We start from the raw sequence: 13,072 nt of genomic DNA, 5'->3' as shown, positions 1-13,072 counted from the left end.
GTACTTAAATTAAATAGATCCATTTTTGTGCAGAACCGTAACGTCTGCCCCGTTACCGTGCGTGCGCCAGCCTCGGCCGGTAACGCGCGAAAGGCCGCTGGCCTGTGCCACAATTCTCATCTCGTTTCTGGAAGGCCCCCGATGTCGGCAGCAGTCCCCGCCCCCCTCGATGACAGTCGTACCGCCGCACGCTACGCGATGATCCGCAGCGCGCTGCGCGAAGCCATCCTGGCCGGCCGTGCCGCACCGGGGCTGGTGCTGGTCGAGGCGCCGCTGGCGCAACTGTTCGGCACCAGTCGGGTGCCGGTGCGCCAGGCGCTGACGCTGCTGCAGGAGGAAGGCCTGATCCGCCGCTTTGAGGGGCGTGGCTATCTGATCGATCCGGCCGGCACCGCGGGCGAGCCGCAGCGCCAGCCGCTGACCCGACAGTTGCTGGGGCTGGACGATGGCGAAGAGTTGATCGACACGCGCTCCCTGGGCGAGCGGGTCGGCGACGAGATCGCCGCCTGCGTCAGCCACGCCCTGCTGTTCGGCCATTTCCGCCTGGACGAGCAGCGGGCGGCCGACCACCTGGGCGTCAGTCGCGCCGTGGTGCGCGAAGCCCTGATGCGCCTGCGCGACCGCGGCCTGGTGGAGAAGGAACCCTATGGCCAGTGGCTGGCCGGCCCCCTCACCGCCCAGGCCATCCGCGACGACTATGAGATCCGCGCCCTGCTGGAACCCGAGGCGCTGCTGCAGACAGCGCCGGGCCTGGCGCGCAGCGAGTTGCTGGCGATGCTCGAACGGCTGGAGCAATTGGCCGCCCACCCCGCTCCCACCTCCTGGGCGGCGGTGGAACGCATCGAGGCGGATCTGCATGGGCGCTGCCTGGCCGGCCTGCGCAATCGCAAGTTCGCGCAGCTGATCGCCCACAGCCAGAGTCCGCTGAACGTCTCGCGCATCTTCCACCAGTCGCTCGGCACCCCGCTGGACGAGGCGGTGCTGGTGGAGCATCGCCTGGTGCTGGAATCCCTGCTGGTGGGCAGCCTTGATTCGGCGGCCAGCCAGTTGCGCAATCACCTCCTACGTGGCCGCGACCGCACCCTGCAGCGACTCAAGGTGCTCTCGGTGCTGCCCGACCCGGAATTGCCGGCCTATCTGGAGCGCCTCAGCTAGCGCGCTCGCAGGTGCCGCACGTAGCGGTCACCGATGAACTGGATGCCGCACACCAGCACCACCAGGATGGCGATCACCACGGCCATCACCTGGGTGTCGTAGCGCTGGTAACCGTAGCGGATCGCCAGGTCGCCGAGACCGCCCGCGCCTATGGCGCCGGCCATGGCCGAGGCGCCGATCATGGCCACCAGGGTCACGGTGAAGCCGCCGATGATGCCGGGCAGGGCCTCGGGCAACAGCACGTTGAAGACGATGTGGCGCCGTTCGCAGCCCAGCGCCTGGGCCGCTTCTATCACCCCACCGCCCACCTCGCGCAGGCTGACCTCGGCGATGCGGGCGAAGAACGGCGTAGCGCTGAGGGTAATGGGCACCACCGCGGCCCAGACGCCGATGGTGGTCCCGGTGATCAGCCGCGTCAGCGGGATCAGGGCTACCAGCAGGATGATGAAGGGCGTGGCACGAAAGGCGTTGATCACAGTGCCCAGCACCCGGTTGAGGGTGGGCGCGGCGAAGATGGCGCCGCGTCCGGTGGTGACCAGCACCACCGCCAGGGCGATGCCGACGAACCAGACGATGAGCGCGGAGACGCTGACCATGGTCAGGGTATCGAGAAAGGCCTTCCACAGCGCCTTGAGCATGAAGTCAGACATAGCCCAGCACCTCCGCCCTAGCGAACAACCCGGCCTGGGTCAGGAAACTGGCCAGCCGCCGCTCCGGCGCCGTGGTGGCCACCAGCAGGCGCCCCAGGGCGCGCCCCTGGATACGGTCGATACCGCCGTGCAGCAATTCCACCGGTGCACCGAGGGCCTGGCCCAGGGCCTGGAAGTCGGGCTCAACGCCCTGACCGTCGTAGCTTAGTTCCAGCACCGCTCGGGCGCCCGGTTGGCGGGTGGCACTCAGACGGCTGGCGAGATCCGCCGGCAACTGTGCCGCCAGGGGTGCCAACAGCGCCCGGGTGGCCTCGGCCTGGGGCGCGCCGAAGATCTGCCACACCGGCCCCTGCTCGACGATGCGGCCATGCTCCAGCACCACCACCCGGTCGCAGATCTGGCGGATCACCGCCATCTCGTGGGTGATGAGCACGATAGTCAGGCCCAGGCGGCGATTGATGTCCTGCAATAGCGCCAGGATCGACTGGGTGGTCTCCGGGTCCAGCGCCGAGGTGGCTTCGTCGCAGAGCAGCAGTTCGGGTTTGAGCATCAGCGCCCGGGCAATGCCGACCCGTTGCTTCTGGCCGCCCGAAAGGCGCGACGGATAGACCCGCTCCTTGCCCTGCAACCCCACTAGTTCCAGCAGCTCGCGGGCGCGGGCCTCGATCTCGTCGCGGCGAAAGCCGGCGGCCTTGAGCGGCAAGGCCAGATTCTCCAGCACCGTCTGCGACGCCAGCAGGTTGAAGTGCTGGAAGATCATGCCGATGCGCCGGCGCAAAGCGACCAACTGGCTGCCGCGCAGGGTGCCGATGTCGACGCCATCGACCAGTACCTGGCCGGCACTGACGTCTTCCAGGCGATTGAGGGTGCGGATCAGGCTGGACTTGCCGGCGCCGCTGCGGCCGATGATGCCGAAGATCTCGCCGCGGGCGATGGACAGGTCGATGTCCGCCAGGGCAGTTACCGGCACCGCGCCACCGGTATAGACCTTCTGCACCCCGCTCAGGCGCAGATGCTCCCGTGCGGGTACCGCCTCAGGCTCGGCTGGCACCTGCTGTTCCTGGGTTTTACGAAGCGCAGTGCTCATCGCGAAGCCTCCTGCCGGTTCAACCAGGCCAGGCTGTAGAGCTGCGGATTGCCATAGGCCTTGGCGATGGCTTCGCGCACCCGCGGATCGTTCTGGAACACCTGGATGAAGGTGCGGATCGCCGGGTCAGCGGCCTTGTCCGGCTTGGTGACGAATCTCAGGGCATAGAGGTGGCCGTTGGCCTCGTCGTCGCTGAACAGCAGAGCGCTATTCGGATCGGTGGTCCCAGCCGCGAGGATGTGCGAGGGATAGCTCTGCGCCAGGGTTACGTCGTCCAGCACCCGCGCCAGTTGCGGACCCGGCAGTTCGATGAATTTCAGGTGGTGAGGATTGGCGACGATGTCCTGCAGGCTGGCCTTGGGCCCGGCGTCCGCCTTGAGCTGGATCAGGCCGGCGCGGGCATAGAGCTGCAGCCCGCGGCCCTGATTGACCGGATCGTCGGCCACCGCCACGGTGGCGCCGTCCGGCACCTCGGCGAAACTCTTCACCCGCTTGGAATAGAGACCGACCTTGTTTTCCACGCCATAGGCGATGGGTACCAGGCCATAGCCATTCTGGGCGTTGGCGTTGTCCAGGAAGGGTTGGTGCTGGAAGTAGTTGACGTCGATGTCGCCGTGGGCGAGCGCCAGGTTCGGCGTATTCCAGTCGCTGAAGGCGACGATTTCCACCTCCACGCCCTTCTCTTTGGCCAGTTCGGCGGCAAGCTCCAGAGCAGCGTTTTGCGGACTGTCGTTGATGCCGAGACGAATCTTCTGCAGCTCGGCAGCCTGGACGGACAGCGCCAGGGCGCTGCCCGCCAGAAGCAGCCCGAGCCGCCGGGCAAACGAAGTAATAGTCATGGGGAGACCTCGAGATGTCGAGGGCTCGTCCGGTGGTCCGGTGGAACCCTTGGGAAAAGGATCAGCTGCCCTTCTGGTCGGGCGCGTCGACGAAGAAGTAGTCCTGCCAGGACGTGGGCTGGTTGCGGATCGCCCCGATGCGGTACATGAACTCCGCGAGCTTCAGAGTGTTCTGCGGCGCCGTGTCGAAGTTGACCTCGGGACTTTCGATGATCTGCTGGACCAGCGCCGGGTCGAGCTTGGAATTCTCCACCTTGATGTAGGTACGGGCGGCGGCTGCCTTGTCCTTCTCGATGATCTGGCCAGCTTCGACCAGGGCCTCACGGAAGGCCTTGTAGGTCTTGGGATTGTCCCGGCGGAATTTCTCGGTGACGAACACCAGATTGGGCGAAACGGTACCGCCCAGGACATCGTAGGAGCTGAGCACCTTGTGCGCCTTGCCGCTGGCCAATTCCTGCTCCTGGAACGGCGGATTGGCGAAGTGGCTGTTGATCTCGGTACCGCCGGAGATCACCGCCGCGGTGGCATCCGGATGCGGCACCGCCACGGTCAGGGGATCCAGGCGATTCCAGTTCTTCTCACCGAAGGCCTGGGCGGCGGCGTACTGCAGGAAGCGCGACTGCACCGAGACGTTGACTGCCGGCACGGCGATGCGGTCCTTGGCGGTGAAGTCGGCCAGGGTCTTCACCTGCGGGTTGTTGGTGACCAGGTAGTTGGGAAAGGCCCCCAGGCTGGCCACGGCCTTGACGTTCTGCCGACCATGGGTGCGATCCCACAGGGTGAACAGCGGCCCGAGACCGGCGGAGCCGACGTCCACCGCCCCCGACAGCACCGCCTCGTTGACGGCCGCGCCACCGGACAGCTTTATCCAGTCGACCTTGATGTCGACGCCCTCTTGCTTGCCATGCTTCTCGATCAGTTGCTGATCGCGGACCACATGCAGGATCACGTAGGACACGCCGAATTGTTCGGAGATGCGCAGGGTGCCCTCGGCCTGGGCAGCTTGGGGTGCGGCCACCAGCCCGGTGAGCACGCTGGCGGCGAGCCCCAGGGCCAGGGGACGAAGGGTGAAAGGGAGACGTGAAGGCATTATGACGGGCTCATCCATGGAAATGGCTTATAGCCTAATAAAGATGTTCGGCATTTTTGAAATAAGGATGGGTTATATGGATAGGTCGAGTGTCGGGGTGGCTTTTCCCTCACCCCAACCCTCTCCCGAAGGGAGAGGAGGTGCCCAGCGTGTGTACGTTGGCCCTGAGCAACGCGGAGTCCAATTCCGCCCGGAGACGCCTACCACCCTACTCCCGCGCCGCCTGCCGCGATGCGTCCGGCTTGGTTACCCGGAATCCCTCGGCGAAGGTCGCCTTGGCCTCCAGCCGCTGCGGGATCAGGCCGCTGCGGTGGTAGAAGTCCGCCGCCGCCTGCTGGTCGGCCACCACCTGGGCATCGATGGGCTCCCAGTGCAGCTGGCGCCGCTCGAATTGCAACCGTGCCACCGCTTCGGGAAAGCCGATGATCTGCGCCAGGGTCTTGGCATAGCTGTCCAGATGCGTATAGCCCCAGCGCTGCGCAGCGGCGAGGCGGTCGAGGTAGTCCTGCAGCGCCGCGCGCCTGGCGGGATCGGCCAGGGCCGTGTCGGTGGCGGCCAGGAAGCTGTTGCCCGCCCAGAGCCCGCGACCGTTGACCAGCACCCGGGCGCCGTCGACCTGCTCGGCCTGGGCGGTATAGGGCTCCCAGGTCGCCCAGGCGTCCACCGAGCCATTGGCCAGGGCCATCTTGGCATCCACCGGACCGAGGAAGCGAAAGCTCACGTCCTGGGCGGTCAGGCCCACCGAATCCAGCGCCTTGAGGGCGATGTAATGGCCGATGGAGCCGCGTCCGGTAGCGATGCGCTTACCTTTGAGGTCGGCCGCGCTATGCAGGGGCGAGCCGCGCGGCACGATCACGGCCGTACCGTAGGGATCGGACTTGTCCACGGCGATGGCCTTGACCGGCGCGCCAGCGGCCAGGGCGAACAGCAAGGGACCGTCACCGATGATGCCGGCGTCCACCGCGCCGGCGTTGAGCGCTTCGGCCAGGGGCGCAGCGGCGGGAAATTCCGCCCACTGGATGCGATAGCCCGGCAGGTCGCGCAGGCCGTCGGCGGCTTCTAGTTGCGCGCGCATGTTGCCCTTCTGGTCGGCGATGCGCAGGGTGAGGGGCTCGGCGGCCAGGGCCGCGCTGGCGGCGAGCAGCACCGGCAGCGCCAGCAGGATGCGGCGGAGGGAAGTCATGGCGTGGGTTCCTGGGTGAATACGGAGGGATCGGCCAAGGCGGCTACATCGACCGGCTTGGGCAGTACTCGGAGTTCGCTGAAGAGATCGGCCACCTTCTGCACCGCCGCGACGTCCGTTGGCTGCACCGGGCGCAGGCCACGGGAGGTGCGGGTGGAGATGGCCGCTGCGGCGCCTTCCGGCAGGCGAGTCAGTTCGGCATAGACCCGGGCATAGTCCTGCGGATGGGCCAGGCGCCCGGCGAAATCGGCGATGGCGGCGCGCTTGGCCGGGTCCTCCAGCGATGCCGGCGTGGCGGTGAGAAAGCCCAGGGCGGTGGTCAGCCCCTGGCCGTCGCGCAACAGGCGCGCACCGTGCTGCTCGGCGATGCCCAGATAGGGATCGAAGGTGGCCCAGGCGTCGATCTGTCCGGCATTGAACGCGGCGCTGGCATCGGTGGGCAGCACGAACTTGACCGTTACGTCGTCGCGCTTGAGCCCCGCCTCTTCCAAGGCGGCATAGAGCAGGTGCTGGGAAATGCTGCCCTTGGCCGACGACACCACCACGGTGCGCCCCTTGAGATCTTTAATCGAATGGATCGGTGAATCGGCCTGCACCAACAGACCATTGGCCTGGGGGTAGCCGACATTGGTGGCGATCAGCTTGAGCGGTACGCCGCCGGACGCGGCCATCAGCACCGGCAGGTCACCGGCATAGGAGGTATCCACCGCGCCGACGCGCTGGGCCTCGAACAGCGGTGCGGCGCCCTGGAAGTTGGCCCAGCGATACTGGTAAGGCGCCCCTTCGAGGCTACCGGCGGCTTCCATCATGGCGCGCAGACCGCGGGCCTGGTCACCCAGCACCAGGGTCACCCCGGAGAGATCCGGCGCCGCCTGGGCCTGCCCCAGCAGCAGCGCCAGGCCCAGCGTGGCGAGCAGTCGCATCATTGCGCGTACTCCCGGCCCTCGTGGCGCTCCAGTTGGCGCACCGCCGCTTCCCAGTGACGGACATGGGCGCCACGCGCCAGGTTGCCGGGGATGAGGTCGCTGACCTTCCGCGCGACGGCGTCCGGGGCGATCACCAGCTCGGCGCCGCCACTCTGGGCCGCCAACTGCGCAGCGCAAGAGCGCTCCAGGTAGTAGAGGTGCCAGAAGGCTTCCTCCAGGCTCTGACCGGTGGTGAGCAGGCCGTGATTGCACAGGATCATGGCCTGGTGCGGCCCGAGATCGGCCACCAGCCGGCTCTGCTCGTCCAGGTCCAGGGCCACGCCCTCGTAGCCGTGGTAGGCCAGGCGCTGGAAGAACCTCATGGCGTGCTGGGAGATCATCAGCAGGCCCCCGCGCTGGGCCGAGACGCCGATACCCGCCGCGGTATGGGTGTGCAACACCGCGTGGGTCTCGGGTTGAGCGCGATGGATGGCGCTATGGATCACATAGCCGGCGGGATTGATGCCGAAGCCCGTGGGATCGAGGACGATCTCCCCGTCGATGTCCACCTTCACCAGCGAGGAAGCGGTGATCTCATCGAAGGTCTGGCCGAAGGGATTGATCAGGAAGTGCTCATCCGGCCCCGGCACCCGTAGCGAAAAATGGGTGTAGATGTGATCGGTCCAGCGTTCGCGCGCCGCCAGCCGATAGGCCGCCGCGAGCTTGACCCGCGCCTCCCATTCGGCGGCGGACACCTGGGCACGGACGCTGGCGAGCGAGGGGACGAAGGCGGTCATGCAAAAAAGCTCCGGGGGCTGAAGAAGTGCCAGGGCGACGGGCGTTGCCCTGGTCTGCTTAGAACCTAACCCTAGTCGCCAACCCAGCATAAATACCGATTCCGCATAACCTAATATGCTCATTTCGGATAATAGAAATTGAGCAACATGCGTTTATAGGTTTTCAGCACAGAACCAATCGATCTAAGGTCGAGGATCTCACCCCTGCTTTAATGGCCCCACTGCCCACCCGCCCTCTTCGTGGAGCCCCTCATGCCCCCTAGGCTCGACCGCCTGCGCCTGTTCCTGCACGACCTCGCTGCCCTGGTGGACGAACAGCCCGCCGAACCCGAGCTACTGGCCCGCGGCGCGACCCTCCTCGGCGACCTGGTGCGCCATGACGACTGGCTGCCCGAGGACTGCGCCCTGCCCCGGCCCGAGCGCTACAGTCAGTACCTGCTGCATGCCGATGCCCGCCAGCGCTTTTCGGTGGTGAGCTTCGTCTGGGGCCCGGACCAGGCCACGCCGGTGCACGACCATCGCACCTGGGGTCTGATCGGCATGCTGCGCGGCGCCGAGAACGCCCAGGGCTTCGCCCGGTCCCCGGATGGCCGCCTGCTGCCGGAGGGCGCTGCCGTGCGCCTGGAGCCGGGCCAGGTGGAAGCGGTGTCGCCGCGGGTGGGTGACATCCACCAGGTCAGCAACGCCTATGCCGACCGCACCTCTATCAGCATCCATGTCTATGGCGGCAACATCGGCGCCGTACGCCGCGCCGTCTATGACCTCGACGGCCAGGAAAAGCCCTTCATCTCCGGCTACACCAACGACTACCTGCCCAACCTGTGGGACCTGTCCCAGGAGACCGCCACGCCATGACCGCCCTCCGTACCCCCGCCGAGATCCGCCAGGCGCTGCTTGCCGGCGTGGAAGTCGCCCTGCTCGACGTCCGCGAGGAAGCCCCCTTCGCCGAGGGTCATCCCCTCTGGGCGGCCAACCTGCCGCTGTCGCGCCTGGAACTGGACGCCTGGTCGCGCCTACCCCGCCGTGATGTGGCCATCACTCTCTACGACGCCGGCGAAGGCCTGGCCGAACGCGCCGCCGAGCGCCTGCAGGCCCTGGGCTATAGCGATGTCGCCCTGCTCGAAGGCGGCCTGGCCGGCTGGAGTGCCAGCGGCGGCGAGTTGTTCATCGACGTCAATGTGCCGAGCAAGGCCTTTGGCGAGCTGGTGGAAAGCCGACGCCACACTCCCTCGCTGCCGGCCGAAGAGGTCAAGGCGCTGCTCGATCAGGACGCCGATGTGGTGATCCTCGATGCCCGCCGTTTCGAGGAATACCAGACCATGAGCATTCCCGGCGGCGTCAGCGTACCGGGCGCCGAACTGGTGCTGCGCGTCGCCGAGCTGGCGCCCGATCCGCGCACGCGGGTCATCGTCAACTGCGCCGGCCGTACCCGCAGCCTGATTGGTGCCCAGTCGCTGATCAACGCCGGCATCCCCAACCCGGTGGCCGCCCTGCGCAACGGTACCATCGGCTGGACCCTCGCGGGTCAGCAACTGGAACACGGTCAGGCACGCCGCTTCGGCGAGGTGAGCCCGGCGACCCAGGCCGTCGCCGCCGCTCGCGCCCGCCAGGTGGCCGACCGCGCCGGTGTCGCCCGCCTCCCCTTCAGCGAACTGGAGGCCTGGCGCAGCAACCCCCAGCGGACGAACTACCTGATCGATGTCCGTACCCCCGAGGAATTCGCCGCCGGCCACTTGCCCGGCGCCCGCTCCACCCCGGGCGGTCAGCTGGTACAGGAGACCGACCACAGCGCCCCGGTGCGCGGCGCGCGCCTGGCCCTGGTGGACGACGACGGCGTGCGCGCCAACATGAGCGCCTCCTGGCTGGCGCAGATGGGCTGGGAGGTAGCGGTGGTGGATGACATTCCGGCAAGCGCCCTGAGCGCCACCGGCCCCTGGCAGGCACCCGCTCCCACACCGGGGCCGGTCGAGCGCATCTCCGTGGTCCGCCTACAGGAATTGCTGGCCGAGCCGGGTACCCTGGTGCTGGACGTCACCACTAGCGCCAGCTACGTCCAACGCCATATCCCCGGCGCCGCCTGGGTGCTGCGCGCCGATCTGCCTGCCGCGCTGCCACCGGCCGAGCGCTATGTCTTCACCTGTGGCAGCGGCCAACTGGCCGCCTTCGCCGCCGTCGACAGCCAGGCCTTCACCGACCGGCCGGTCCTGCTGCTGGAGGGCGGCACCACCGCCTGGCTGGCCGCCGGGCTGCCGGTGGAAAGCGGGGAGACGCAACTGCTGTCGACCCGCCGCGACCGCTATCGCCGTCCCTACGAGGGCACCGACGCCCCGCGCGAGGCCATGCAGGCCTACCTGGATTGGGAATTCGGCCTGGTCGAGCAGTTGCGGCGCGATGGAACCAGCGGCTTCCGGGTGATCTAGCCGGTGCGTACGAAGGCGGCGATCCGCGCCGCCGTGTCCGCCAGTACTTGGGCCTGACTCAAGCCGCTGCTCTTGAGCGGCTTGAGATCATGATCCGCGGTGGCAATCCACTGCACCTCGATGGCCGGCGCCAGGCTATAACCGGCCACCTCCTCCCGGCTGCCCAGGGCGTCTCGCTCGCCTTGGACGATCAACGTCGGCGTGGCCAGAGTCGCCAGGTGCTCGGTGCGCAACCGCTCCGGCTTGCCGGCCGGGTGGAAGGGATAGCCCAGGCAGATCAGTCCCGCCGCGCCTAGCTCGTCGGCCAAGAGACTGGCCATCCGTCCGCCCATGGACTTGCCCGCCAGCCACAGTGGCCCGCTTTCCGCTGCACGCCAGCGCGCCACCATCTCCCGCCAGTGCTCCAGCAGCACCGGCGCCGGATTCGGCGGGCGCCGCTTGCCCTCGGCGCGGGCCCGGGCCATGTAGGGAAAGTCGAATCTCAGGGTACGGATCTCGCGCCGCGCCAACTCTTCGGCCAGTAGTTGCATGAAGGGGCTGTCCATCCCCGCACCAGCGCCGTGGGCCAGCAACAGGGTCGCCAGGGGCGTCCCCATCGGCCTGACCTCGCGGAAGCTGTCGAGGTACAACTCGTCTGCCATGGGCTACTCCTCGTCCAAACCGCAAAGCTTAACCGGCTATCCATTGATCTGGATCAACAAAGCTCAGCCCACGCCCCTCACACTGGTCACCTCGAAACCTTTGGAGCCCGGCATGACAGCCGCTCTCGTCTGGGACGCCGACCTCATCGCCCGCTACGATCGCGCCGGCCCCCGCTACACCTCCTACCCCACCGCCGTGCAATTCCACGACGGCATCGGTGCCTTCGACCTGCTCGGTGCCCTGCGCCTGAGCCGGCAGGCCGGCCGCCCGCTGTCGCTCTACGTCCACGTGCCCTTCTGCGCCAACATCTGCTACTACTGCGCCTGCAACAAGGTCATCACCAAGGACCGCAGCCGCAGCGTTGCCTACCTCGCAGCCCTGCGCCAGGAAATGGCCCTCACCAGCCGCCACCTGGACGGCGCGCAGCGGGTGGAGCAACTGCACCTCGGCGGCGGCACCCCGACCTTTCTCAATCCCGTGCAGTTGCGCGAGCTGATGGCCGATCTGCGCCGCCACTTCAGCCTGGCCGACGATGACCATGGCGACTACTCCATCGAGATCGATCCGCGCGAGGCCGACTGGAGCACCATGGGCCTGTTGCGCGAGCTGGGCTTCAACCGCGTCAGCTTCGGCGTCCAGGACCTCGACCTGCAGGTGCAACTGGCGATCAATCGCCTGCAACCCTTCGACGACACCCGCACCCTGGTGGAAGCCGCCCGCGCCCTCGGGTATCGCTCCATCAACCTCGATCTCATCTACGGCCTGCCGCGGCAGACCCCGGCCAGCTTCGCCCACACCGTGGCGCGGGTGCTGGAGTTGCAACCCCATCGGCTGTCGGTGTTCAACTACGCCCATCTGCCGCACCGCTTCCCACCGCAGCGGCGTATCGAGGCCAGCGAACTGCCGGACCCCGCGGCCAAACTGGAGATGCTCCAGCGCACCGTGGAACAGCTGCTGGCCGCCGGCTATCGCTACATCGGCATGGACCACTTCGCCCTACCCGACGACGATCTGGCCATCGCCCAGGAAGACGGCACCCTGCAGCGCAACTTCCAGGGCTACACCACCCATGGTCACTGCGACCTGCTCGGCCTGGGCGTCTCCGCCATCAGCCAGGTCGGCGACGTCCTCTGCCAGAACAGCCCCGACCTCGCCGGCTATCAGGCGCGCCTGACCCACGGCGAACTGGCGGTGGCCCGCGGTCTACGCCGCTCGCGAGACGACCGTATCCGCGGCGCGGTGATCGCCCAGCTGATCTGCCACTTCCAGCTGGATTTCGCCGCCATCGAGCGCAGTTGCGAACTGGATTTCCGCCAGTATTTCGCCGAGGCTTGGCCCCAGCTCGCAGCCATGGCCGCCGACGGCCTGATCCGTCTCGACGCCCGCGGCCTCCAGGTGCTGCCGCCGGGACGACTGCTGATCCGCGCCCTGTGCATGCTGTTCGACCACTACCTGCCGGACGGTGACCCCCAGCGCTTTTCCCGGGTGATATGAACCATGGCTGCCATGACTGCTAAAGTTAGACTTTTGGAACAAGACGAGAAGCGACCCGCCCCCATGACCGAGCCCCTCAAGCTGCGCACCGCCCAGGCCCATTGCAAGGATTGCAGCCTCGCCTCGCTATGCCTGCCGCTATCGCTCGATCTGAAGGACCTGGACGCCCTCGACCAGATCGTCAAGCGCGGCCGGCCGCTGGCCAAGGGTGATTACCTGTTCCGCCAGGGCGACGCCTTCGGCTCGGTCTACGCGGTGCGTTCCGGCGCCCTGCGCACCAGCAGCCTGAGCGATGCTGGCGAGGAGCAGATCACCGGCTTCCACCTGCCCAGCGAACTGGTCGGCCTGTCGGGCATGGACAGCGAGCGCTATCCAGTCTCGGCGCGGGCGCTGGAGACCACCACCGTCTGCGAGATTCCCTTCGAGCGCCTCGACGAACTCTCCGAGCAACTGCCGCAACTGCGCCGGCAACTGCTACGCGTGATGAGCCGGGAGATCCGCGACGACCAGCAGATGATGGTGCTGCTGTCGAAGAAGAGCGCCGACGAGCGCATCGCCACCTTCCTGGTCAATCTCTCGGCGCGCTTTCATGCCCGCGGCTTCTCCGCCCAGCAATTCCGCCTGAGCATGTCGCGCAACGAGATCGGCAACTTCCTCGGCCTGGCCGTGGAAACAGTGTCGCGCGTCTTCACCCGCTTCCAGCAGAGCGGTGTGCTGGCAGCGGAAGGCAAGGAGGTGCGCATCCTCGATTCCGCCCGCCTCTGCGCCCTGGCCGGCGGGCAGCTGGAAGGTTGAGGCCAGGGGTCCTGC

General features: G+C 67.5%; 13 protein-coding genes. 5 read left to right on the top strand and 8 right to left on the bottom strand.

Annotated elements, in window-relative coordinates; genetic code table 11:
- Positions 1-141: 141 nt before the first annotated feature.
- On the top strand, positions 142-1,155 hold the full coding sequence (locus QZ471_RS00655; RefSeq protein WP_295460345.1) for a GntR family transcriptional regulator: 1,014 nt from the start codon (positions 142-144) through the stop codon (positions 1,153-1,155).
- On the opposite strand, the gene QZ471_RS00650 is transcribed toward QZ471_RS00655, so the two are convergent.
- The 7 genes from QZ471_RS00650 to QZ471_RS00620 form a co-directional block, all read right to left on the bottom strand.
- Entirely contained in the window at positions 1,152-1,805 is a 654-nt protein-coding gene (locus QZ471_RS00650) for a methionine ABC transporter permease (protein ID WP_295460344.1), read from the bottom strand. The two genes, QZ471_RS00655 and QZ471_RS00650, sit on opposite strands and share 4 nt — an antisense overlap.
- Positions 1,798-2,892 (bottom strand): ATP-binding cassette domain-containing protein, encoded by a 1,095-nt coding sequence (locus QZ471_RS00645; protein WP_295460342.1) that lies wholly within the window; start codon positions 2,890-2,892, stop codon positions 1,798-1,800. Before QZ471_RS00645 ends, QZ471_RS00650 begins: the two co-directional genes overlap by 8 nt.
- On the bottom strand, positions 2,889-3,731 hold the full coding sequence (locus QZ471_RS00640; protein WP_295460341.1) for a MetQ/NlpA family ABC transporter substrate-binding protein: 843 nt from the start codon (positions 3,729-3,731) through the stop codon (positions 2,889-2,891). The genes QZ471_RS00645 and QZ471_RS00640 overlap by 4 nt, the downstream gene beginning before the upstream one ends.
- A 61-nt stretch (positions 3,732-3,792) precedes the next feature.
- Entirely contained in the window at positions 3,793-4,821 is a 1,029-nt protein-coding gene (locus QZ471_RS00635; RefSeq protein ID WP_295460340.1) for an ABC transporter substrate-binding protein, read from the bottom strand.
- Between the two features lie 208 nt (positions 4,822-5,029).
- Entirely contained in the window at positions 5,030-6,004 is a 975-nt protein-coding gene (locus QZ471_RS00630) for an ABC transporter substrate-binding protein (RefSeq protein WP_295460339.1), read from the bottom strand.
- Positions 6,001-6,930, bottom strand: a complete 930-nt coding sequence (locus QZ471_RS00625; RefSeq protein ID WP_295460338.1) for an ABC transporter substrate-binding protein — start codon at positions 6,928-6,930, stop codon at positions 6,001-6,003. Before QZ471_RS00625 ends, QZ471_RS00630 begins: the two co-directional genes overlap by 4 nt.
- Positions 6,927-7,706 (bottom strand): class II aldolase/adducin family protein, encoded by a 780-nt coding sequence (locus QZ471_RS00620; protein ID WP_295460336.1) that lies wholly within the window; start codon positions 7,704-7,706, stop codon positions 6,927-6,929. The genes QZ471_RS00625 and QZ471_RS00620 overlap by 4 nt, the downstream gene beginning before the upstream one ends.
- Before the next feature lie 252 nt (positions 7,707-7,958).
- Here QZ471_RS00620 and QZ471_RS00615 point away from each other — a divergent pair, with 252 nt between their 5' ends.
- Together QZ471_RS00615 and QZ471_RS00610 are read left to right on the top strand one after the other, a co-directional pair.
- Complete coding sequence (locus QZ471_RS00615) at positions 7,959-8,561, top strand: cysteine dioxygenase (protein WP_295460335.1); 603 nt, start codon at positions 7,959-7,961, stop codon at positions 8,559-8,561.
- Entirely contained in the window at positions 8,558-10,126 is a 1,569-nt protein-coding gene (locus QZ471_RS00610; RefSeq protein ID WP_295460334.1) for a rhodanese-related sulfurtransferase, read from the top strand. Before QZ471_RS00615 ends, QZ471_RS00610 begins: the two co-directional genes overlap by 4 nt.
- Here QZ471_RS00610 and QZ471_RS00605 read toward each other — a convergent pair.
- Positions 10,123-10,767 (bottom strand): alpha/beta fold hydrolase, encoded by a 645-nt coding sequence (locus QZ471_RS00605; protein ID WP_295460333.1) that lies wholly within the window; start codon positions 10,765-10,767, stop codon positions 10,123-10,125. The genes QZ471_RS00610 and QZ471_RS00605 overlap by 4 nt on opposite strands.
- A gap of 112 nt (positions 10,768-10,879) precedes the next feature.
- Between QZ471_RS00605 and hemN the strand changes: the two genes are divergently transcribed.
- Positions 10,880-12,262, top strand: coding sequence for an oxygen-independent coproporphyrinogen III oxidase (gene hemN, locus QZ471_RS00600; protein WP_295460332.1), 1,383 nt, complete (start codon positions 10,880-10,882; stop codon positions 12,260-12,262).
- 63 nt (positions 12,263-12,325) lie between these two features.
- Positions 12,326-13,057, top strand: a complete 732-nt coding sequence (gene fnr, locus QZ471_RS00595; protein ID WP_295460331.1) for a fumarate/nitrate reduction transcriptional regulator Fnr — start codon at positions 12,326-12,328, stop codon at positions 13,055-13,057.
- The last annotated feature ends 15 nt before the right edge of the window (positions 13,058-13,072 follow it).

Source organism: uncultured Pseudomonas sp., from assembly GCF_913774235.1.
Taxonomy (GTDB): Bacteria; Pseudomonadota; Gammaproteobacteria; order Pseudomonadales; family Pseudomonadaceae; genus Chryseomonas.
Note: the sequence above shows the minus strand (reverse complement) of the source record. Positions and strands in the feature narration are given on the sequence as shown.

Coding starts and splice junctions, on each gene's coding strand:
- QZ471_RS00655 (WP_295460345.1), top strand. CDS start 142: ATGTCGGCAGCAGTCCCCGCCCCCCTCGATGACAGTCGTACCGCCGCA.
- QZ471_RS00650 (WP_295460344.1), bottom strand. CDS start 1,805: ATGTCTGACTTCATGCTCAAGGCGCTGTGGAAGGCCTTTCTCGATACC.
- QZ471_RS00645 (WP_295460342.1), bottom strand. CDS start 2,892: ATGAGCACTGCGCTTCGTAAAACCCAGGAACAGCAGGTGCCAGCCGAG.
- QZ471_RS00640 (WP_295460341.1), bottom strand. CDS start 3,731: ATGACTATTACTTCGTTTGCCCGGCGGCTCGGGCTGCTTCTGGCGGGC.
- QZ471_RS00635 (WP_295460340.1), bottom strand. CDS start 4,821: ATGCCTTCACGTCTCCCTTTCACCCTTCGTCCCCTGGCCCTGGGGCTC.
- QZ471_RS00630 (WP_295460339.1), bottom strand. CDS start 6,004: ATGACTTCCCTCCGCCGCATCCTGCTGGCGCTGCCGGTGCTGCTCGCC.
- QZ471_RS00625 (WP_295460338.1), bottom strand. CDS start 6,930: ATGATGCGACTGCTCGCCACGCTGGGCCTGGCGCTGCTGCTGGGGCAG.
- QZ471_RS00620 (WP_295460336.1), bottom strand. CDS start 7,706: ATGACCGCCTTCGTCCCCTCGCTCGCCAGCGTCCGTGCCCAGGTGTCC.
- QZ471_RS00615 (WP_295460335.1), top strand. CDS start 7,959: ATGCCCCCTAGGCTCGACCGCCTGCGCCTGTTCCTGCACGACCTCGCT.
- QZ471_RS00610 (WP_295460334.1), top strand. CDS start 8,558: ATGACCGCCCTCCGTACCCCCGCCGAGATCCGCCAGGCGCTGCTTGCC.
- QZ471_RS00605 (WP_295460333.1), bottom strand. CDS start 10,767: ATGGCAGACGAGTTGTACCTCGACAGCTTCCGCGAGGTCAGGCCGATG.
- hemN (WP_295460332.1), top strand. CDS start 10,880: ATGACAGCCGCTCTCGTCTGGGACGCCGACCTCATCGCCCGCTACGAT.
- fnr (WP_295460331.1), top strand. CDS start 12,326: ATGACCGAGCCCCTCAAGCTGCGCACCGCCCAGGCCCATTGCAAGGAT.